Raw genomic sequence first — 23,432 nt, forward strand, 5'->3', positions numbered from 1 at the left:
CGTAACTTAATCGTACTGCTGATGATTTAAACTCAGCACTGTAAACTCGTTTTTTCATAATTCTAAGATATTTATTTTTATTTAAACAGTCTTAAAATTTATGTCCCAGTAAATGTAGCAACTCCAAGTTCCGAAATACCGCTTTCGAGATTCTTTTGTGAATTCCCAAGGAGCATGTCCAGTGCTACCTTTGCCTGTGCTGTTGATTTTACAAGCTTTTGATCTTTATTGAAGTTTTTATTCTTTTTCATATTAAAAATTTATAATTAGTATAGTTGGGAGTGTGCAGGTATTCTATTGTGTTACCGGATTGCTATCGTTAAGGCAGTCCTCTTTTTTAATCTTTTCAAGTCCTCTTTCCCGCATAAGCTGGCCTGCATCCATCATTTTAACCAAATAGATATAGGCTGTTGTCAGATCTCCATCAGATTCTACAGTGTGGGTAGACAGTGAGAGATGTGTTATTTCGCATAGGAAAAATTCAAATTCCCCCAGCGATTTCTCAGCAAATGCTTTTTGGAACACGGCAAAAGGATCTGCATACTCTTTGGCGGTCAGTGAAGCCTGATGCAGGACTGATCTGCAATCAGATGCTTCTTTGATTTTCCACTTTCTGCTCTTGGATTGCAGGCAGTAACAGGCTTTAATAAAAGAGTGCATTGCAGTATAGAAAACAAAGACTTCTCCCGGATAATCTTTTTTATATACTTCTCCCTTATTGGCATAAGAAACCACATCTCCCAATGTATGTTTATAGGAATCCAGATGCGCATAGTCAAAAAAAGCATCGACCACCTCAAACGGATTTCCTATCTCATAGGCTGACCAGAAACTGGTTTCAAAAGACATTTTATTCTTTTTCATAATTTATATAGTTTCATTATTCATTTTCTCTATTAATTTTCCTGATCACTGGCCTGCTTTTTTAAATTATCCAGTCTTTCAAGTTCTTGATATCCCAAAGTGTACATCTCATTATAAAAGTCTTCACACTTGGTGTAGAGCAGATTGCTGTCATCGATACTGTCCCGATTGAGATCTTTATGCTTTATCATGTCTATATGGGCAGAAAGCAGTTCCCTGAGTTTTCTGTCCTGTTCTGAATCCGAAAAAGGCAGCTTAATTTCTGGGATGCATCCCAAAAGCCGGAACAGGTAAGGGATTGAATATATAGCAGGATGGTAGCTTAGAAAAAGGTCAAGCTGGGCAGTTGCCACCAGCTGGACAGCCTGCTGGATCAGTGCATTTTTTACAAGTGCCTCGTCTGGCTCGGTGCACTCTTGGGCTGTCATCAGAAATTGTTCAGCCCCGAGCATGCGGTTCTTCCAGTAGTTTCTTGTAAATTCAATATCCCTTTCTGCATCTGCATTTATGGGATAGACAGTATACTGGCTGTCACTGCAAGCCAAAATGCCATTGTCCATAACTTTATCAAGGAAATACTTTTGGTTATGGCTCTGACTGCGCAGGTTTTTCACCCTGTGGATTAAAATGGTAGCCGTATATTTGTTTCCAAACTTTTCCTTTATCAAAGACTGTAATGACGGCACGGCATTTTCCTTATATTCACTGCTGAGCACCAGCAGGTAAAAGTGATAGCCCGGCAACTGCTTATTAAATAGCTTCTTGTTTTTTTCCTCTTCATCAATATTGATCCTAGAATATCCAAAGCAGTAAACCGCACGTATTTTTAAAAAACCTGATATGGCTCTGCTTATCTCTGACAGCGCATGTCCTATGAAATAGTTTGAGTTCATTTTTTGAGTCAGGATTGACTGGCCTGAAAATGACTGTTTGTCAAACTGCTTCATTTTTGATTTGAATTCCTTTTTATAGCCCGAAAAAAGACGGCGGAACTCTTTTTCCAAAAGTTCAAACTTTAGCTTTGCCCTTTCCAAGACCGCTGGATTGATGTTGATATCAATTGTATTGTCACTATGGTAAGTATGGGCAGAACTGAGCTGGCCGATAATTTCCTTGTCTTCAGGAGTGCCGTAATCAAGTATTTCCCTCAGCGATGGAACAAACCTCACCACTGTCTTATAATCATGCAAGAGGCTTGGCCTGCCCATATCTTCGCCGATCTCACCTACAAGAAACCACAAATAACAGCCATAGAGATTCCAAATAGCAATACACATGAAGTACCCCGCTTCTTTATTGTTGTTAATTGTCATGTAGGCTGATGCTGTATGAAAATGAGATATAGTATCTTCCACCTGATCTTTAAAAGAAAATTTTGCCCATTGCATAAGTTCTTTTGCATCGCCATTTAAAGGATAAAACACCTTATTATCCGGCTGGTAATAAACAAGTTCAGCGACAGTACAATGGCGCATAAGATAAGGGAATCCCTCTTTAAATCCATTCGAAGCCCGGAACGCATTGATAAACTTGAAAATAAACTGAGGATGGCAGTCCGTTATTTTTTTCGATACTTTCTCTATTGCATCCCCGCTGTATCCGCAGTTCTTTTTCAGGATAAAGGTTACTATAATCGGCTGACTGCCCTGCCCATTATTGGAGATGTAGATCGTTCCTGCGTGTACAAAAGTCAGCAGGTCGGTAATTGCTCCTTTCAATTGCTCCCGCATTGGCTGGTTCTCTGGAATTTTTAACTGATAATTCATAATTTAATAATTTGAAGTTGTACATAAAATGAAAAAATTGTATTTTTGCTTAACACACAGGCAAGTAAGCAATTACCCGTTTAGTACCGTATCAATTTGTCCCGTACCGTACAAGACTGATTTCTATATTGCACACAGGACTGCCTTTTTTATTCTTAATTATTATCTTTGAGCTATGAGTACAGTAACAAAACCAAATCACATAGGGCGCAAAATCAGCCGTATCCGTGAACTAAAAGACATGAAGCAGGAAGCACTGGCGCAGGCCTTGGGAACAAACCAGCAGGCGATTTCAATTATGGAAAACAGCGAGACGATAGAAGAAGAAAAATTAATCGAAGTAGCGAAAGCTTTGGGTGTAAGTGTGGAAGCAATCAAGAACTTTTCAGAAGAAGGTGTGTTTAATTATTTCAATAATTTTTACGATAATAGTCAGGGTGCAAATTTTGGAAGCAACAATACATGCAATTTTAATCCATTAGACAAGCTAATGGAATCCGTAGAAAAGAATGAAAAACTTTACGAGAGATTATTGAAAGCAGAACAAGATAAAATCGAATATTTAGAAAAACTACTAAAAGCGAAATAAGCTTTTATAAAATGATATATATTAATTCATTAAGAGACTTTCGAGTCTCTTTTTTGTTTCCAGACATTTATATATTTTAATAAAAGCGTTGTCCTAAAAATAGTGTGTACAATTTATAATTATTATTTTGATTTCTTAAAAATATTACTACCTTCAATATTATTCACCTTAAAATTAGTGACATATGACAGAAGAAGAAGATTTTATTAGAGTTGCAACAAATGTATTTAGTGGAGTTAAAGTAGTAGATTTTTTGAATGATAAAAGTGTAGTAAAAAAAGTAGAAGAAGCAGAAGGACGCTTAAATGAATTCGAGAAACAAACCAATAATGTTATACAGATATTAGATGATCGTATTATGTTTGGACTAATTGATAAAGATGAAAGAGATCGACTTGTTAATGAAATAGTGAGAATAAAAAACGAATATTTGAACAATTAAATAATAAGGAAAGTTGCTATTCAGCAACTTTCCTTATTTTATTAGAAATTAATATTTAAGTTCTGTATATGACTTTTTTTAATAATCTTAGATATATTAAGTTTCTTCTTTTGGCACTTATGCTGGCTAATGCTGTACTATGGGTTTTATTTATTGACAACTACTATCATACTTTAAAATTACAAAAAAAGCTTGATCAGATAAATAAAGAGCTTTATTTGAAAGAGATAATCCAGAAAAAACAGTTGAAAGAATATGAAAAGAAGGCAAAACAGCGTCAGAAAAAGCTTGAACGGATGAGATCTGAAATTAAAAATAGTATATAAAAAATTGATCAAGCAGATCAGTATTTGATTATTTTTGTATTGTAACATTTTAATTTTTCTAATGAAAAAATCACTTCTGACCTTTCTGGTTTTAGCTTGTAGCTCTATTTATAGTCAAACAAAAAAAGACACTACTGATCTTCTAAACTTCGAGTATCGGAATTATGATATAACTCCCTGCCAGACCTGTCCGCTTAAGCCAGGGGATAAAGTGCCTTACACACATCCTTATGCAAAATATATAAATGATGAAAGTCTATGGGAGTGGATAGAGATTGACCTTGGTGTAGGGAAACCGCAGAAAGTATATGATCTAAAACCTCAGTATAAAGATACCCTGCGATGTTATGACGGTACGATAATTGAAGTCCCGTTTTGGATTAAAAACAACACTAAGAAAAATAGAAAAACCACTCCATTGAATGAGTGGTTTTTTATTTTATTAAAAATTGCATATGCAAAATGAAGTAAATCTACAACATTGGTTTTGTGGGTATATCTACATTACTACTTTTTTGCTATCAATTTCCTATAGCAAAACCAGACTAATCCTAAAAAAGCTATCACCACTGAGACTATCTTAGAGATAACAAAATAGTCAAGAACATAGTATGTGTCGCCATAATTATAGACGAAGCGGTTTTCCTTCAGCAAAAAACCTGTGGTCAGTACAAGAGCAATAACCAAAGTTAACGAAATTATAATTCTATACTTTTTCATAAATTGACATCATCTAAAAAAAAAGCGTTAAAATAAGTAAAATTGCCCATATCTACATCTGCATAATTTATATTAGGTATTATTTCCGTCACCAATCTATCAGGGAACTTGTTAAAATTCATTTCACCTAGAATGTTACTTATAATTGCTAAATGAGATTGAAATTTTCCAGTTTCCGCTTGTAAGTCTCTTTCTGGCAGTGTTGTCCAACGATACGGCTCTAACTCTATAATGTTTTTTAAGGTATAAGCGTAGTAGTATGGTACCAATAAGCTTATATTAATGCATAATTGATATAACACATTTTCTTCAATAAAATCAATCTTATAGCTGAGACATCTATCCGAAGATTCTAAAGTTAAATTCTCAAAATCTTTTAAAATCTCGTTTTCCTTTAACTTGTCCAATATTTGTGAATCTAAGCGTTCTTTATGAATTACAGCAAATGAAGAATTTACTTTATCGATGAGATTTTTGAATTCAAAACTATCGACATATAAATCTCGATTGTTCATTGCACAAATACCTACAGGATAGAATGTATATGCTAAATTTTTTAAAATTATTTCAATCATAATATTACTCGTGTTTAAAGACGGTTGGAGTAACTGAATGGTTCTGTGAATTAAAATTTACTCTTGCCCCCGGTATACTCATTTGATATTCTCTTTTAAGTTCTGTTCTAAAATATTGTTCAATTTGCATTGGAGATGCTTCTGTTCCTGCAAATAGGTTAGCTGTTTTTGACATAACTCGATTAACAATATTTGCGGTCGCCTGTGATGCGACCTCGTTTGTTATATCGGTATTACCAACACTTAGATTTGCTGGAACAGTGAAAAGTATTGCTTGATTAAAAGTTAGAATAAAATCATAATTTATTTTTACTCCGTTTGGTCCTATTTTAACTAATGCTACATTAAAGTACATTCCCATTACTGCTGATTCTTGCCACCCCTTCTTTGTTTTAAATTTAAAGGACTTTGGGTCTGGATAGTCCTCAATTGATGCACTTTTAGTTGACTTGTTTGTCCCAAAAGAATCTGTTTCACTCTCAGCTCCATTTCCTTCTGATTTTTTTCCATCTCTATTTGCATCTGCACCGCCTCGACCATCTATATCATTTCCGTTATCATCTATTTGTTTTCCAGAATTATTCGAAAAAGTACCGTCATTGTTGTTTGTCCATTTTGTTCCACTTTCCGAATTCATCAGCTTATCCATGAACGATTGAGAAAGCATTCCATCAGGATCAAGGAAATACATTGGATTATCCATTGCGTAGCAATATGGCGACCATCTGCGACCTTTTTCCGCCAGAGGATCAATATTCATAAATCTTCCAATTGCTGGATCATAATTTCGAGCATCATAGTCATACAACCCAAGCCCCAACTCGTCTTGCAACTCCTTCCCATTGTACTTATACTTATAAGGGTTTGCGACTATTTTTACAAGTTTTACCTGTTAAATACAATATTTTTAAGAACATAATTATGCAGGATAAACTTAATGTTTTATTGCTCAAATCCAAAAATAAATCTTTAAAACTGCCATAAAAATCACTAAACTTTTACTGAAGCAGATTGTCCTGCGATTGAGTCTTTTAAGATGAGTTCTCAGTGTTAAATTTTTCCTATCAATATGATTGGTACCAAAACGTTTTACAGAATGTAATTCTCATTAATCAGATATCTGTAGTTTTTTAATCTGTCAGTAAATATCTTTTTAGCGTCGGATAGTTTTAAAGTATCCAGAACACGGCTTAGGGTTTTGTTGGTTCGTTTGCCAACATTAAAACTAACAACAGTTTTAGAATTCTTGTCCAATGCATAAACCAGCCAGATAAAATTTCGCTTATTGCTTATGTAAGTACACATTTCATCAACTTCATACGTTTTACCTTTGCTTATAATCGGCTGATTAATTTTTCTGGCAATTGACACAATTCTTTTCAACAATGTTGTCGTTGAAATTTTTAATAATCTTGCAGTGCTTCTTATCCCTAAACCTTCTTTGGTAAACAAAATTATATTTTGATTGATATTCCTTTTGTATGCATTATAGCCATAGCCCGATTGTTGTCGCTTTTGACAGACACGGCATTTATATCTTTGATTTCCGTTAGATTGAAATCCATTCTTTATGTATTTACCATTGCAAAAACTACATTTTATTTTCATGACCTAATTTGATACACTAAGGTACAATAAAAGCATTTTTAAGGCTTTTTAAAATATTAAAAACAGAAGAGACGACCTGCAGGTCGTCTCTTTTACTATTCAAAAATTACAAATTTATATTGTCTTTCAGGTAGTTAAATCGCTAATATGTAAAAACACCTAATCTGATACACTACCTGAAAACGCTACGTTCTGTCTTTATATTTAAGTTGCTACTCGTTTACAAACTAGCAATAGAGAAAGTGAACAAATGAGCGCTAGATGGGATAATAAGTTTTTAATTTAGTTGCATTACTATTCAAACTTAATAGTTTTAAAAGATTCAATTAAAATTTCTTGCTCTTCTTTATTTAAATTTTTACCTACAATTGATAATGCATTCTTGTTAATTTTACTAAAATAAATCCCTGTTTCACCTTGCTGATATTTTTTAGGAATTTTTATTTTTCCAACTTTTTTGTTGATAGTATCATAATAATAATACTCTTGTAAAAAAGTTCCTTGCGCTTGGTCAATTTCTGGAGTATCCGAAAAGTGAAGCCCATTAATATTCATTTTTAAAGAATCGTATTTTTGAATCTGTTCTTTACTAAATACTTTATTTGTTTCATTAAACTCTTGGGAATACTGTCCCAAATCAAAATATATTGAATCATTGTTTTTAGTTACAATTAAATTTACTTTCGAATCGATTCCTTTTACTTTAATTTTTTTCCAACTTGAAGGAAGAGACATAGAAAAACCATCGAAACTGAACTCTTGGAAATTATCCTTCTGATTACAGCTATAAAACAATAAAGATATAATCATATATTTTAACAATATTTGTCTTTTTTTCATTTTACCAAATTATATTATTAGTACTTACAAAATTATTTACTTGAGACTTGATACCACTTTTATAACTAGTGTTCACACTTGATTGGAGATAAGTACCATTACCTGTTGTTTGCGATATTTGACCAGCTCCTCCATTTATTATTTCTCCTCTTTCTTTTTGGTTTGTACTTAATGAACCATTTACACCAGGGTTCATTAAACCACCATTTTTATGAGATAAACCTAAAAGATGTCCAATTTCATGCGTTGCAACCTCATTAAAAGACTTATTTGCAATTGTACCTTTCTCTATTGCGCTTACCCTTCCGCCCTTATCAGCCAGTCCAACGGGGTCAATACCATCCTTCATCTTTGGGATATTATCAGCTAATATCATCACGTGGTCATTTTTCCCAACATCTGATAAAGATTTAACAACCTTATATGTTACTGATACGGTTAAATTATCTGAATTTGTAATATCAAGAGCTCGATTATCAGTTTGTGCATTTCCAGATAAGGATGATAACGCTACACTGCCTGAGGATTTATTGAACATTGTTTTAGATAAATCTACACTATCACTATTAACAATAGTTAAGGTCATAGTCATGTTAACATCTCTTTGTTTATAATGTTTATCTCCTTTTGTATTTGAAACTTTAGTTATGATATCATTAGGGTCGCGTGCTTCCATACCATCGGGGTCAATAAAATAAACAGGATTATTAAGAGCATATGTGTATGGACTGAACCTGCGAGATTTCTCTGCTAAAGGGTCAATGTTCATCCAGCGACCTAAAGCAGGGTCATAATTACGTGCCCCATAATCATACATGTTAAGCCCTAGCTCGTCTTGAAGCTCCTTTCCATTGTATTTATACTTTTGAGCATCATTATTTCCTAATGAAGTATTTGGTGGATTATACCCATTATGCTTCAACCCAAAAGGATAATAATTGTTTTCTTCGATAATTTCAAGAACATTTGTTACAGGGTTTTTAGCGTAACTCAAACGTATGTTACCCAAATGGTCTTTGTACTGAAACACATACGAAAGCACTCCCGCATTGTTTTTGACATAACCTTCTGCCGTTGGGAAAAACTGCAACACATTGTCTTTGTACTGAAAACCTCCCAAATAATCGGTGGTAGTTTCTACTGCTCCCTCAGTTACAATTTTCCTTAACTTTTGGCCTGCCGCATTGTAAATATAATCAATACTACCCGTTGTGCCAAAAGTAATTTTCTTAGGTAAATTGAGTTGATTATACTGTATCTGGGTGATGTTTTTGTTTTTATCAGTAATCATGTTGCCATTGGCATCATAGCTGTAATCATCACCACTTTTATTAGCATCATTATAACCACTAGTGTTATTAGCATTATCGTCTACTTTGTTTAACTGGTTAGAGTTAGCAGGATAATCATACGCCAAATTATCAATCTCAAAGGGTTGAATCTGTGGGTCGATATCGCCGTTTCTGCCCAACGATACAATATTTCCGTTTTTGTCGTACGAGAGACTTTCATTGTAGGCATTGGTTACCAATCCGTTTTTGGCGTACATCGCATTGGTCAATCTGTTGAGATTGTCATACTGGTAGCCATAACCACGTTCGGCATTATCCGAAGCGGTTTTCCAAAACGTTTCTGCAATGTTTCCGTTGTAAAGTGCCCTAACAGCAGGATTCATTGGGTTATCACTATAATTTAACTTAAAAGCAAACAAATCAACAGGATCGGTATCTTGCTGTAAATTATCCATTTTATTAATCTCTGTCAGCCAGCCTCTGATATTGTAACTAAAATTGACTTTCTGCATCGGATTTCCTGTGCTGTTTCCCACACTTTTGCCTTTCAGCTGGCCTAATTCATCATATTCATTAGCCGCCAAAAGCATGACCGTACCCCCATTAATCTGGTGCGTGTGTGTGAGCAAACGATCTTGCGCCGTATAGGTAAACTCTTCTCGTATACTGATCTCAGTGTCCCCCGAGCTGCGCTTGTGTTTGGTAAGGGTGTAAAGTGTTTTTCCCGAAAAATCGATTTTACTATTGGAAGAGGTGTACCCTCCTAAATGGTTTTGGGTATAGCTGCCTATGGGTCTCGCTTTGGCATCATAAAAAGTAGTAGTGGTTTCACCCAATATCGCCGCAGCGGTGGTTACCACGCGGGTCCAACTGCCTGTGGCAAGTGTTTTGGTATTGGCCAAAACAGTTTCTCCTTCGATACTCGTAGGCACTGCCGGAGCATTGGGATAAGCATAATTATCGTAATAATTAACCGTTAGGAGTTTGAAGACCTTAGGCTCTATATTGTTGCTGTAATTGACCGAAATCCCATCGATAGTACCTGAAGTTTCTTTGCTTTCGAACAATAACGTGGCTCCATTTTGAGCATCCTGCAATGACTTTCTTGCCGCTGAGGTACACGTTTGACCGCTCCAGCCTGTATAGACAGGCCTGCCAAAAGCATCGTATTTGGTAATGAGCCAACCCTGTGCTGTTTCGTCTTTAAAAGGTGAAAAAGCAGGTCCTGTGGCTACAGGTCGGTCTAGTTTGTCATAAACAATAAACTCCCATTGTTTGCCTGGTAATTTTTTCTCGACCAAACGGTTGCGATGATCGTATTTGTATTGGTAACAGAGTCCGTCTAAGACGTCAGAGTTAATAGCGCCTGATACTTTGGGCGGAAGCACGTAGGTTAAATTCCCGTAAAGATCATACACATAGTAAGTGTCGTGTTTATCACCCGCAGCGTAGGTTCTTTTGAGGATTACCTGTCCTTCTTTGTTTTTAAATTCTATGGTAGCACCTGCAGTCTCTATTGGAGTTGCAGTGGTATTCTCATCGTAGGTTACCGTTTTGTACAATTCGCCAGCTGTATAAGTACCGTCTTCTGCAAGGCTAATTTCGTACAAACCAGAACCCGCTTGCCAGCTCGCTGTGGCTCTGTATAATTTTACAACATCAGTAGCCGTATTGGTCTGATAGTCGAGTTTGATTTCGTGACCGGAATTCATAGCCCAAGAGCTACCAGGTGCTGCTTGTTTTAAGACCCTGTTTAAGGGTGAAGCTTCTAATTTCTTTTCAGAGAAAGGATTATCGGTATTCTGGTACTTGTTGTTATAAAATACTCTTGTGGCATCTATAGCAGATGTAGGGTCTATTTTTGGATAATAAGTACCGCCATTAGAAGCCGCGTACGGCAAATACTCCTTGAGCTGCCTGCCAAAACCATCATACTCTACAGGGGTAATAATATCCAAACCATTATTTCCCTGCCCAATAGCAATCGTTTGTATCGGACGGCCTAAACCATCAAAATACGTCACATTTTGACTGATTTCTTCTTTAGTTAAGGTATTAAAATTAGCCGCTTGCACCGCTTTTTTGGGCGCTGCAGTGTAAATGAAGTTATCATCGCTAAAGGTTTGGGCTACTACACCTGAACTCGTAAATCCTAATAAAATTAGTAGTAATATATATTTTTTCATGAAGGTACTTATTTGATTTTCGTTCCTATAATAAACAATTTATTGATCCGTATTGGTACATTTACCATTTGCATTGGCATAAGCTTGACCATCTAATTGTGCCTTATTATCAGCATCTGCTTGCGAAATAGTGGAAGAATATTTTCCTGCAGGAACGGTATAATTTACTTCGGATCCGTATTTTCCTTTCGGGCAATTATTTTTCCAAAAAGAACTTCCTGTTTGAAAATTTTTAAAAGTACAATAACCGTTGGTATTAGCGTAAGCTTGTCCGTTAGTATAAAACATAGTTAGGGCTCTTGCATCTGCATCAGCCTGAGAAACGGTTGAGGTAACGGCACCAGAGGCTAAACTAAATCCGACATTAGAACCTGTTCCACCAGAGGCGCAATTGTTTTTAGTAAAAGTACCGCCTATGGCATTGCTATAAAAAATACAATAGCCACTGGCATTGGCATTAACCTGACCTTGCGCATTAAAATAAGCAAGCGCCTGAGCATCGGCATCAGCCTGTGAAGTAGTCGAACTAAAAATACCTGCTGCCAGACTAAAACCAACATTAGATCCTGTTCCGCCAGAGGCGCAATTGTTTTTGGTAAAACCTCCGCTTCTGGCAACATTATAAAAAGTACAATAACCCGTTGCATTGGCATTGGCCTGACCTTGTGCATTAAAATAACTGAGAGCCTGAGCATCCGCATCGGCCTGTGAGATCGTAGAGGTAAAACTACCTGCCACAAGGTTAAAACCTACACTAGAACCCGATCCGCCTAAGGCGCAATTGTTCTTGGTAAACGTTCCACTTAATGCTCCACTGCTAAAAGTACAATATCCACTAGCATTAGCGTTGGCCTGACCATCAATATTAAATTTGTTTAAGGCTTGGGAGTCAGCATTAGCTTGAGAAATAGTTGAAATGACAACTCCTGCCGATTGGCTATACACAACGCTTGAACCAACTCCTGCTGAACCACAACTATTTTTTGTAAAAAAACCACTCAAAGCAACACTGCTAAAGCTACAACCGCCCTGAGCATTAGCATTGGCCAGACCATCGGCATTAAATTTATCAAGACCTTTTGAATCTGCATCTGATTGCGAAATAGTCGAAGTCACTGCACCTTCTGCCTGAGAAAAAGGTATACTTAAACCTGTACCTCCAGCTCCGCAATTGTTTCTTGTAAACGATCCACTTCTAGGAGCACTTTTATATAAAACTACACTAGTTGATGTATTATCTGAGCAATCCACTTGTTGCCCCTTATAATTGTAACAGTATTTTTGAAGAATATTTAAATCTTTATCTTTTATAAATTTTAAGCGATTAAAAGCATCGTACTCATAATAAGATGGTATTGCTTTAGGGTCGGTAATACTGGTTACACCAACAAGAGGATTATACGTGTAGGTTGTCACCATGGCGTTAGAAAAATTAGTTCTTAGAGAATTTAAGGCAACTCGCAAATTTTGTTCTTTACAACTGCTAGACATACAATTATCATCGTCCTGATTAGACAAATTTTGCAAATTCGATACGTATTGCTCTAGTGCTGTATACGCTACATTTTCTATTTTAGCAATAGGCTGTGTTTTATTATACCCCCAAATTATAGAAACGGGCATTCCACTTTCAATAGTATACTGTAAAACATTTCCCTTTTCATCATACTTATCGTAAGTTATTTTTTTATCATTAAGATTATCTATAGTAAGTTCTCCCTTATTTTCATAAACATATTTTGGCAATAAAAGATTTGCAGTAGAAAAATCAATAAGATATTCTGTTTTCTGTTCTGATAATTTTCCCCCTTGGAAACTCTTAGTACTAATAGGTCTGCCGACTAAGTTCCTAGCTATTAACTCATTTATAAAAGGCTCACTTTCCATTTCACTATCGGTTGGATAGAAATATTTTGTAATTAAATCTTCTTTTTTAGAATTTTTAGTGGCCTCACTTTTAAGATTTCCCGTATCTAGGTCGTATGTATTTACCGTACTTTTTACTAATTCATGACCATTGAGAAAACTGATATTATCAACTTTTTCTAAAAAATAATTTTCAGATTCTGACCTAAAAGTTTCTGTTACGAAATCACTCAATGGTCTAGGATTTATTGGAGAACATTCTAGACCTCCAATAGTAGTATTAAGACCGAATGTAGTTCGGACAGCCTTACATTCTAATCCTAAAACAAACCTCTGATTATTGGGCTTTATATTATTTAAGTAAGTATTCTTTTGTTTTTGGATATCTTCCCCAGCCTTTGATTTTATAGTTTTTTCTTCTAATTGTCCAACATCGAATCCTTCATCATGCAAAAAATTCACCGAAATTCCTGAATATGAAAACACTGTTTTTCCATTATTTTCATTATTAGTACCCTCAATTTGTTCTACAATTTTATACAATACTGGACTTCCTCTAAAATTAGAAAGGGGAGCAACACTATTATAGCTGTAGTAATATGTACTGCTGCTTATAGTACCATCATCTGATAAACAACTTCTCCTGTCAGTGAAAGAGGACCCTGAATAAAATTTTGGTTTTTGAAGCATTATACCCGTGCTCTTACCAGATTGAGAATAGTTGTAAGTTGTTGTAATACATTGATCATTAAAATCACAGTTTTTTACCTGTTTAACTCTTATTCCTCCAACAGTTTGGTCAAAACTTGGGGCAGATTGTTGGAGCGTGGTAGTGATATGCGCCATAGATCCCGCACTTGATCCTGCTTTTAGAAAATACTTGCCCGGCGAAGTTATAGTAATTCTGGTTTGATTAGTAAATGATGTTTGCACCGGATCCCAATTCCCATCTTTTGTCCAGACTTGCCTGTTTTGAAAAATTGGGTTAGATTCTTGTCCTTCCATGTATAAAAAGACTTCAGAAAATCTCTCACAACAACCACTTTTCTGAGTATCGTTCGATAATACATTATAAAGATTTAACGTTACAGGAACAGACGTAACATCAAAGCTCACTTGTTGAATTCCACCGATATTTGTGGTCGTTGTAGTTAAAGTTTTAGATATATTTGAATCACTTGGATAAGGAAAATTATAATCTATCAAATTCATAAAAACAGAATTAGGTTCATACTCAATAAGAGAATATCCCTGTGTTTGATATGTTATTTTTTTGAGACTTCCAATCTTAGTACTTGCAAAATTAGGTTTGATACCAGGGTTATCTAAAGGATTCAATGGAGCATTATTAAGTGGTAACGAACCATTACTATTGTAGTAACCCCATAAATCTTTTTTTGACAAATCAACCTCTGAAAAAACAGGATAAACTAAACTTTCATCATATTCCATTGTATTGATAACTTGACCATTATATTTTAAACTTAACAAATTTCTTCTTCTTCCTGTCCATTGTGAATATGTAAAATCGTATGTATTAACTGGATTTCCAATTTTATTCTTTATTTCCAATTTTGTGATTACAGAAACTGCTGATTCCGTTGGATTATCGCCGTATTGCAGTTCAATTGTACAGTTATTGGTGATTATTTTAGAAAGTTTTGTGACAGTAGAATTTGTTTCAGTCCGGCTCTTTGTTGTTGACCAATTATTATAATTATTCATAATAGTGTTGACCGAACTATAACTGTCATAAAGATCATGTAAGTTATTTGGAGATGCGTACTCAAATAGAATCTTGTTGTTAGTGTAAGGAAAATTGATTTCTGTTATTAAAAAAGAAGAGTTGTAAGCATAGCCCTCGCTACTTGAACTAGTATTTTGACTTATTTGAGGTAAATTAAAAATATAATTAATTCCCTTATCATCTGTTAATGTAAACCCTGAAGATGAATTTCTTACAAGCTTATAATTTTCATTTTTCAAAAAAACAGGATTATCATCTTTATCCAAATAAAAACTACAACCAATATTTCCAATATTAATAGAATACTTGTCCGGCCTACCATCTATTCTTCCCTCTGCAACCTTTTCAAATAAATCTAAGATACGAGCCTTTGATTGTGGAGAATTCTCGTCCTCATACGGAGCAAGCTTATTAAAATACTTATAAATTGTATTTTTATCCAATGGATGATCTTCATCATTAGCCCCTTTTATTGTATGCATAATGGCCCCTCCAATATTAAAAGTCCAGCCAACTCCTGCATATCCAGGAGTTTCATCTACTATAAGACCAGAGTAATTATATGATAAATTAATGGGCATCGTAAATTCCCCCTCCTTAATTTCGAAGATTGGAATATTATAATTGATTTTTCCAGTAGCGATGTCTACTGGAATTTCATTTACCTTGCTCATGGAAGCAACTTGCGGTGTTGCTACAGTTATATTTGGAATGTAAGATTTAGTGATTTCATCCTGACATTTTGCATTTTGAATATTAAAAAAAATTATAAAAAAAATAAGGGTAAAGATATTTGATTTCATACTAATTCAAACTTGATATAAGTAAAGTTTACGAAGAGATTATTTAACTGATTTTATAATTTTTACAGAATCCGTTTTTACATCAGTTTTCACATTAATTATATAAATTCCTTCTGGATAACGACTCAGATCGATAGGAACTGTGCGGTTTTTAATGTCCAGGTGTTGCAGGATTCTACCTGAAACATCAACCAATGTGGCAGAGCCACTCTCATAATCAAAACCGATAATGATATTGGTAAATGTTGCTGCAGGATTGGGTATGGCCTCTATATTGGATTTCTTTTTCTCAATTTTTTCTTTGTCTTTTAATTTGACAACCCAAAAATCATTGCCTCCTATATTCGAATTTTTGTCTTTTGAGGAACTTGAGTTAGATGTTCCTGCCATCAAATAACCACCATCCCGGGTTTCGATTAATTTTCTAAGGATATCTTCGCCTCCACTTCCTACTGTTTTATTCCAAAGTTCTTCGCCTTTATCGTCAATTTTTAGAGCCATATAGTCGTTTATACCGTCTTTTTCCTTGGCAACCAAGCCTTGGGCTTTACTTAGCACACTTTTAGAGTTGTTCTTCATTTCGCCTTGAGCGTAACCTCCAATCAAATAGGTGTGATCGTTATTTTCTACCAGTGAAGTCAGGATATCTACTTTTCCAAAATCATAGGTTTTGCTCCAAATCACGCCACCTTCTGGGTCTAATCGTAAAATCCAGTAATCGGTTCCGTTACTTACAATACCGCCAAGAGACGTTAGCGGATTTTTGCTGTTGGAATTTCCACCCACAATGTAACCGCCATCAAAAGTCTGTTTGATTACATACGGCTGATCATCGCCATCTGCGCCGTAGGCATTTTGCCACTGAATTTCGCCCACATCATTGATTTTTAGAATCCAGAAATCCCCAACACCTTTATTGGCAACTGTTTTATCGCCCGAGACAGGCGAACTGGAGTAACCTGCCAAAATATATCCGTTATCACTGGTTTGCTCCATGCTTCGAAGTAGGTCTGCATACTGACCTCCATAGGTTTTTTGCCACTGAATCACTCCTTCTTTGTCCAGTTTTACGACCCAATAATCCATGTTGCCTCTACTTTTTTCTGATTTATTGTACAAATCTGTTGGGGTAGTTGCAGGAGATTTTGAATCTAATCGATCATTAAGTGGTGGATTGGAGCTGGAAGAACCTCCTAAAATATAACCCCCGTCTTTGGTTTGAAATGCGCACAAGAGTTCGTCCTGACCACTGCCGCCAATAGTTCTTTGCCATTGCTCCTGACCAGAGGCATCTAACTTTATCACCCAAAAATCGGTAATCCCTTTACAGTCTTCTTTCTTCTGAAAACCTTGGGAAGATCCAGAAGTACCCGCCAGAATAAATCCGCCGTCTCTGGTAATTTTAATGCTTTGAAGCAAGTCAAAACCGCTTCCGCCAATGCTTTTTTGCCAATCAAGATCTCCTTTCTCGTTCATTTTCCAGATCCAATAATCCAGATCACCGTGGTTGTCGTCTGTTTTATTTCCTGTTTTATTAGACAGAGAACTTCCTGCTAAAATAAAACCGTAGTCGGCAGTAGGTTGCGCATCAAAAAGATAATCGGCATGTTGTCCTCCATACGATTTTTCCCAAAGAACATCTTGAGAATAACTAAAAAACGATAAAAGGAAGAGAAGTAATAAATAAAGTTGTTTCATTAGCGGTTTTTTGTAAGATTTAGCATAATTAAATTTCGCAAGCAAATCTAAATTATTTATTTGAAATAATTTTAAGCAATTATTTATTTTACTTTCTCTTTTAATAGGCCAATCAATTGAATTACGAAGTCATTAATACAAATCACTACTGTACAAGATATTAGCAAAACAGTCAAAAATCTTCGCATAGTACATTACGTAAAAAACAAGTATTTATACGTAATATTTTATTTATACAATATGAACAAGACTTCATCTTTAAATTTTGAGATAATATTAGGATCCAGACTTTTTTTTCTTATGAATTATAAATAAAATAAAATAATTTTATTTTTCGTTTAACGACTATCAATCACAACATTTAACGTGTTTACCTCATTTTGTTTAATCGGTGTACGATATCCATCTTTTTCAAACCCTTTTCATATCATACAAAAGATCGCATTTAAACAAAAAAGAATATTTATTTCTAATTTGTTTTAATTTAAAATATTCTACTTAAAATTAAAACATGTTTAATTTATTCAAATCATCTACAAAACGGTTCGAGAATTGTGCCGTCAGGGCTACTAGAATAAGTAAAAGCCTGAGAAATCTAGATTTCTTAGGCTTTTTTGTGATTCGGGAAATCTTGTTTCATTTTTTAAAAATAAAAACCACTAGTGTTTTCAAGGAAAATTGGTTCAAATCCCGTTAAGTTAAACCTACAAAAAACAATTAAGCACGTAAACTCAAAGTAAATCTTTAAAATGACAATCAAAACTACCAAACTTTTACTATAGCATATCGTTTTTAGATTTAGTCTTTTAAGATGAGTTCTGAGTGTCAAATTCTTCCTTTCAATATGATTTGTTCCGAAACGTTTTATCGAATGCCGTTTTTCATCAATCAGATATCTGTAGTTTTTTAATCGATCAGTAAATATCTTTTTAGCCTCTCAGATAGTTTTAGAGTTTCCAGAACACGGCTCAGCGTTTTATTGGTTCGTTTCCCTACATTAAAACTCACAACTGTTTTAGAATTCTTTTCCAATGCATAAACCAGCCAGATGTAATTTTTCTTGTGTCTGATATAAGTACACAGCTCATCGACTTCATAAGTTTTGCCTTTGCTGATAATTGGTTTGGTGATATTTCGAGCGATAAAAACGATTCTTTTTAATAATGTTGTCGTTGATATTTTCAATATTCTTGCTGTACTTCTTATTCCCAAACCTTCTTTAGTTAATTGAATAATATTCTGGTTTATATCTCCTTTATAAGCCAGATATGCATAATTTTCAACTTTGGTTTTCCCGCATACTCTGCAAATATATCTTTGATTACCAGACTTTGTCTTTCCATACTTTATCATCTTTCGAATATCACCAACACATCTGTAACACCTAGTCTGGTTTGACTCCATTTTTTTCGATTTAAGGCTTTATAAACTAAACCACTCTGCACTGAAAGTGCAGAGGTTTGTTTTACGAGGGACTGAAAGTCCCTCTTTCTATTTCATTCAAGAATGAAATTTGAATTATCATCTCCCTCTTTTCTTCTGTGATGTTCTAGATAATCATTTACCATTTCATCGGTAATATTTCCTGTGCTCCAAACTCCATAGCCACTTGCCCAAAAATGCTGACCCCAATAGCGGGCTTGAAGTTCTGGAAATTCCATTTGCAACTTTCGTGATGTTCTTCCTTTTAAACTTTTCAAAATTGTGCTGACATTCTGCTTTGGCGCATATTCGATATGCATATGCACATGATCTGAACTCACAACTCCTTTTAAAATCTCAATACCTTCTGCTTCACATATTTGTATTAAAAGTTCACGACAACGCTTTTGAACATCCCCTTTCAAAACTTTAAATCTATACTTGGTAACCCAAACAACATGACAGGTTAATCTGCTTACTGTATGCGAACCTTTTCTTATATCTGTACTCATAATCTAAAGATAAAGATTTTTTCGCATTACTAAAGTACTGCAATAAATTGCAGGGTTTTAAACCCGAATCTGAGACCAATAAAAAAACAGCCCAAAGACTGTTTTAATTTTTATGCGATATTAATATAAATATCTGATTTTCTGTAAATGTTATATGCAATAATTAACCACCAACCCATCTGATACATTACCAACACAGATTATAAATCTGCGCTATCGGGGAATCTATATTTTTTCAATGAACTCTATAAAAGTCTTATTTAAAAAAATTGCTTCTTCTTTTGACATTCCGATAAATGGCATTTCGTAAATGTCACCAGTTTTTTTTTCTATTGCAAAAGCAGTATCTCCTCCATCAGAGCCAAAAATAAAAAATTCAGGAGCGTATTCTTCTACATTATAATCAACATTAAGCTGAATCATATCAGTCAATGACCATAAAATAATATACTTTTCGTCGGTACTAATATCAGCACCATTTGCTTCTTTAAAAAAATTCATAAATCCTTCAGGTAAAATAAAATTTACTTGCTTTAAAAAAATTTCAACTTCTTCAGAAGTTGGTGCAGAATTCTTATCTATATTTTTCATTTTATTTTTTAATATTTCTCATTAATGAATTCCAATAATTAGTATATGCGCTGTGTTGCGGTTGTGTTAAAAAGGTCTTGTTTAACAAATCTGTTGCACTACCTCCAAATTTTACTGGATGTATTTCATGAATCTGTAAACCTTTTAATGCTTCAGGGTTTGCTCTACGGATAGTAGCATTTGTAGAGTTTGCTAAACTCACTCCTCTCCTTCTAATAATCTAAAAGGTCCTGTTGGCTTGACTCCACCTGCGGGATAACCATTCCAATCAACGACAGAATACGAGCCTTGCTCAATACTTGTGCCTGCTTTAACATTATTAGTTTCAGAATTTACAACCAATGGAGCTAATTCTGCTGTTGTTCCTAATTTTAAATATAATCCTTGTACACCAGTTTCCCAAACTCTACCAACAGATGCAAAGACTATTAAAACTTTATTTAATGGTAATAATTTTTCTTCATTATATTTTCTCCATTTTTCTTGTTCTTCTGGGGACTGCGGGTCTACATTTTTTTTCTTACTAGGAGGGTCAATTCCATTATCATTAGATGTATTTTCAACAGTATTTTCGTTTGCAGTATCTCCTGAATTATCTCCACTATCACCTCCATTCCTGTATTTATCACTCCAATGTCCTCCATTTTGATTTAAAAACGTGCTATGAAAAAAGGTGTTAGCTTGCCTTCCGTCAGGGTCAATAAAATATACTGGATTATCTAATGCATATGTATATTGATTAAATCTCCTCGTAAGTTCTGCTAATGGGTCAACAGTCATAAATCTACCAAGAGCCGGATCATAATTCCTAGCCCCATAGTCGTAGAAGTTAAGCCCTAACTCATCCTGCAATTCCTTCCCGTTGTAGAGAAGTTTTTGAGCTGGATTTGTAGAAGTAACCGTATTATTATACCCATTATGCCTGAGCCCAAATGGATAATAATTATTCTCTTCAATAATTTCAAGAACATTTGTGGTTGGGTTTTTAGCATAACTCAAACGGATGTTGCCCAAATGATCTTTGTACTGAAACACATACGAAAGCACTCCTGCATCGTTCTTGACATAACCCTCGGCCGTTGGAAAAAACTGCAACACATTGTCTTTGTACTGAAAACCTCCCAAATAATCAGTGGTAGTTTCCACTGCTCCCTCAGTTACAATTTTCCTTAACTTTTGTCCTACTGCATTGTAAATATACTCAATACTACCCGTTGTGCCAAAAGTAATTTTCTTTGGCAAATTCAGATGGTTGTATGCTATGGTGGTGATGTTTTTGTTTTTATCACTAATCATATTGCCATTGGCATCATAAGCATAATCATCGCCCGTTTTATTACCGTCTATAAAACCTGCGGAATCATTACCTCCTAAACCATCTGTAACTTTTGTCAACTGGTTAGAATTTGCATCTGCGTAATCATATGTTAAATCATCCATGCCTCCAACATAAGAATTAGATGAGCCTCCCCCCATATTCTGACGCATTAAATGTTGTATATTACCATTTTTATCATAATCCATGCTTTCTCCAAAATAATTTTTGTTATTTGTAAGAGAAGGAGTCTGATAAGTAGCATTTGTTAATCGGTTTAAATTATCATACAGATAACCATAACCACGCACAACACCTGTATTATCATTTCCAGTAATCCATTTGGTTTCAGAAATATTTCCATTAAACAAACCCTTAGCCGCATTTGCATCCCATTCAGGCTGATCATAATTCAACTTAAAAGCAAATAAATCTAACGGATCAGTATCTTGCTGTAAATTATCGATTTTATTAATCTCCGTCAGCCAGCCTCTTATATTGTAACTAAAATCGATTTTCTGCATCGGGTTTCCTATGCTGTTTCCCACACTTTTGCTTTTTAGCTGGCCTAATTCGTCATATTCATTAGACGCTAAAAGTTCTACTGCACCTCCATTGATTTGGTGCGTGTGTGTGAGCAAGCGATCTTGCGCCGTATAGGCAAACTCTTCTCGTATACTCAGCTCGGTGTCCCCAGAGCTACGCTTGTGTTTGGTAAGCGTGTAAAGTATTTTTCCTGAAAAATCGATTTTACTATTGGCTGAGGTGTACCCTCCTAAATGGTTTTGGGTATGGCTGCCTATGGGTCTGGCTTTGGCATCATAAAAGGTAGTAGTGGTTTCACCCAAAATCGCCAAAGCGGTGATTACCGCTCGTGTCCAACTCCCAGTGGCGAGTGTTTTGGCATTGACCAGAACAGTTTCTCCTTCTATACTCGTAGGCACTGCCGGAGCATTGGGGTAGGTATAATTATCGTAATAATTAACCGTTAAGAGTTTGAAGACCTTAGGCTCTATATCGTTGCTGTAATTGACCAAAATCCCATCGATAGTACCTGAAGTTGCTTTACTTTCGTACAATAGCGTTGCCCCGTTTTGAGCGTCCTGCAATGACTTTCGTGCCGCTGAGGTACACGTTTGACCGCTCCAGCCCGTATACACAGGCCTGCCAAAAGCATCGTATTTGGTGATCATCCAACCCTCAGTTGTTTCGTCTTTAAAAGGTGAAAAAGCAGGTCCTGTGGCTACAGGTCGGTCGAGTTTGTCGTAAACAATAAACTCCCATTGCTTGCCTGGTAATTTTTTCTCGACCAAACGGTTGCGATGATCGTATTTGTATTGGTAACAGAGCCCGTTTAGAACATCAGCACTAATAGTGCCCGACACTTTGGGTGGCAGTACGTATGTTAGATTCCCGTAAAGATCATACACATAGTACGTGTCATGTTTGTCACCCCCTGAGTACGTTCTTTTAAGGATTACCTGCCCCTCTTTGTTTTTAAATTCTACAGTAGCACCTGCAGTCTCTATTGGTGTTGCTGCGGAGTTCTCATCGTAAGTTACCGTTTTGTACAATTCGCCAGCCTCATAAGTACCGTCTTGGGCAAGGCTAATTTCGTACAAACCAGAACCCGCTTGCCAGCTCGCTGTGGCTCTGTATAATGTTACAGCATCAGTAGCTGTATTGGTCTGATAGTCGAGTTTGATCTCATGACCGGAATTCATAGCCCAAGAACTACCCGGTGCCGCTTGTTTTAAGACCCTGTTTAAGGGTGAGGCTTCTAGTTTCTTTTCAGAAAAAGGATTATCGGTGTTCTGGTACTTGTTGTTATAAAATACTCTTGTGGCATCTATAGCAGATGTTGGATCTATTTTTGGATAATAAGTACTGCCATTAGAAGCAGTGTACGGCAAATACTCCTTGACCTGCCTGCCAAAACCATCATACGCTACTGGGGTAATAACATCCAAACCATTATTTCCCTGCCCGATAGCAATGGTTTGTATCGGACGACCCAGACCATCAAAATAAGTCACATTTTGATTGATTTCTTCTTTGGTCAACGTATTAAAATTAGCCGCTTGCACCGCTTTTTTGGGCGCTGCAGTGTAAATGAAGTTATCATCGCTGAAGGTCTGGGCATGTGTACTTATCCACGACAACAAAAAAAATAATAAGGATGTATATATTTTCATATGGATTATTTTATGTTATAACAATTTCAATAAATTCAAATTTGTTAAAATTCTTTTGTAATTAAATTTTCAATA

17 protein-coding genes and 1 pseudogene are annotated in these 23,432 nt (G+C 35.4%); 4 read left to right on the top strand and 14 right to left on the bottom strand.

Going from position 1 to position 23,432, the window contains the following annotated elements:
• Positions 1 to 98 precede the first annotated feature (98 nt).
• The 3 genes from J3495_RS13725 to J3495_RS13735 are packed head-to-tail and all read right to left on the bottom strand — an operon-like array spanning position 99 to position 2,630.
• Entirely contained in the window at positions 99 to 251 is a 153-nt protein-coding gene (locus tag J3495_RS13725; RefSeq protein WP_210667114.1) for a hypothetical protein, read from the bottom strand.
• A gap of 43 nt (positions 252 to 294) precedes the next feature.
• The gene (locus J3495_RS13730; protein ID WP_210667115.1) at positions 295 to 864 is read right to left on the bottom strand and encodes a hypothetical protein; all 570 of its coding nucleotides are present in this window, start codon (positions 862 to 864) and stop codon (positions 295 to 297) included.
• Positions 865 to 896: 32 nt separating this feature from the next.
• Positions 897 to 2,630, bottom strand: a complete 1,734-nt coding sequence (locus J3495_RS13735; RefSeq protein WP_210667116.1) for a hypothetical protein — start codon at positions 2,628 to 2,630, stop codon at positions 897 to 899.
• A gap of 175 nt (positions 2,631 to 2,805) precedes the next feature.
• On the opposite strand from J3495_RS13735, the gene J3495_RS13740 reads away from it, so the two are divergent.
• The 4 genes from J3495_RS13740 (at position 2,806) to J3495_RS13755 (ending at position 4,453) form a co-directional block, all read left to right on the top strand.
• Positions 2,806 to 3,219, top strand: coding sequence for a helix-turn-helix domain-containing protein (locus J3495_RS13740; protein ID WP_127340898.1), 414 nt, complete (start codon positions 2,806 to 2,808; stop codon positions 3,217 to 3,219).
• Positions 3,220 to 3,403: 184 nt separating this feature from the next.
• Positions 3,404 to 3,661, top strand: a complete 258-nt coding sequence (locus tag J3495_RS13745) for a hypothetical protein (RefSeq protein ID WP_210667117.1) — start codon at positions 3,404 to 3,406, stop codon at positions 3,659 to 3,661.
• A 68-nt stretch (positions 3,662 to 3,729) separates the two neighbouring features.
• A complete protein-coding gene (locus tag J3495_RS13750; RefSeq protein WP_127340900.1) occupies positions 3,730 to 3,987 on the top strand; it encodes a hypothetical protein in 258 nt (85 codons plus the stop codon).
• 61 nt (positions 3,988 to 4,048) lie between these two features.
• Positions 4,049 to 4,453 (top strand): hypothetical protein, encoded by a 405-nt coding sequence (locus tag J3495_RS13755; RefSeq protein WP_210667118.1) that lies wholly within the window; start codon positions 4,049 to 4,051, stop codon positions 4,451 to 4,453.
• Between the two features lie 250 nt (positions 4,454 to 4,703).
• Here J3495_RS13755 and J3495_RS13760 read toward each other — a convergent pair whose 3' ends face one another.
• The 11 genes and pseudogenes from J3495_RS13760 to J3495_RS13810 form a co-directional block, all read right to left on the bottom strand.
• Positions 4,704 to 5,282 carry a hypothetical protein gene (locus J3495_RS13760; RefSeq protein ID WP_210667119.1) on the bottom strand — a complete coding sequence of 193 codons (579 nt, stop codon included), beginning with the start codon at positions 5,280 to 5,282 and terminating at the stop codon, positions 4,704 to 4,706.
• Positions 5,283 to 5,286: 4 nt separating this feature from the next.
• Positions 5,287 to 6,156, bottom strand: a complete 870-nt coding sequence (locus tag J3495_RS13765; protein ID WP_210667180.1) for an RHS repeat domain-containing protein — start codon at positions 6,154 to 6,156, stop codon at positions 5,287 to 5,289.
• Between the two features lie 75 nt (positions 6,157 to 6,231).
• Positions 6,232 to 6,890, bottom strand: a protein-coding gene (locus tag J3495_RS13770) for an IS1 family transposase (RefSeq protein WP_449536206.1) whose coding sequence is annotated in 2 segments (ribosomal slippage) — positions 6,232 to 6,386 and positions 6,386 to 6,890 — 660 coding nt in all. Because the reading frame shifts where the segments join, the coding sequence is not laid out codon by codon here.
• A 294-nt stretch (positions 6,891 to 7,184) separates the two neighbouring features.
• Positions 7,185 to 7,730 (bottom strand): hypothetical protein, encoded by a 546-nt coding sequence (locus J3495_RS13775; protein ID WP_210667120.1) that lies wholly within the window; start codon positions 7,728 to 7,730, stop codon positions 7,185 to 7,187.
• A 1-nt stretch (position 7,731) separates the two neighbouring features.
• Complete coding sequence (locus J3495_RS13780; protein WP_210667121.1) at positions 7,732 to 11,208, bottom strand: DUF6443 domain-containing protein; 3,477 nt, start codon at positions 11,206 to 11,208, stop codon at positions 7,732 to 7,734.
• Positions 11,209 to 11,247: 39 nt separating this feature from the next.
• Positions 11,248 to 15,624, bottom strand: coding sequence for a DUF5977 domain-containing protein (locus J3495_RS13785; protein WP_210667122.1), 4,377 nt, complete (start codon positions 15,622 to 15,624; stop codon positions 11,248 to 11,250).
• Between the two features lie 39 nt (positions 15,625 to 15,663).
• Complete coding sequence (locus tag J3495_RS13790; protein ID WP_210667123.1) at positions 15,664 to 17,322, bottom strand: T9SS type A sorting domain-containing protein; 1,659 nt, start codon at positions 17,320 to 17,322, stop codon at positions 15,664 to 15,666.
• A 733-nt stretch (positions 17,323 to 18,055) separates the two neighbouring features.
• Positions 18,056 to 18,726 (bottom strand): annotated as a pseudogene (locus tag J3495_RS13795) (IS1 family transposase); the annotation flags it as partial.
• Positions 18,727 to 18,818: 92 nt separating this feature from the next.
• A complete protein-coding gene (gene tnpA / locus J3495_RS13800) occupies positions 18,819 to 19,256 on the bottom strand; it encodes an IS200/IS605 family transposase (RefSeq protein WP_194620508.1) in 438 nt (145 codons plus the stop codon).
• Positions 19,257 to 19,481: 225 nt separating this feature from the next.
• Entirely contained in the window at positions 19,482 to 19,847 is a 366-nt protein-coding gene (locus J3495_RS13805; protein WP_210667124.1) for an SMI1/KNR4 family protein, read from the bottom strand.
• Positions 19,848 to 20,045: 198 nt separating this feature from the next.
• On the bottom strand, positions 20,046 to 23,357 hold the full coding sequence (locus J3495_RS13810; protein WP_210667125.1) for a DUF6443 domain-containing protein: 3,312 nt from the start codon (positions 23,355 to 23,357) through the stop codon (positions 20,046 to 20,048).
• Positions 23,358 to 23,432: the final 75 nt, after the last annotated feature.

Origin of the sequence: Flavobacterium geliluteum, assembly GCF_017948595.1 — a bacterium.
GTDB classification, from domain to species: domain Bacteria; phylum Bacteroidota; class Bacteroidia; order Flavobacteriales; family Flavobacteriaceae; genus Flavobacterium; species Flavobacterium flavipigmentatum.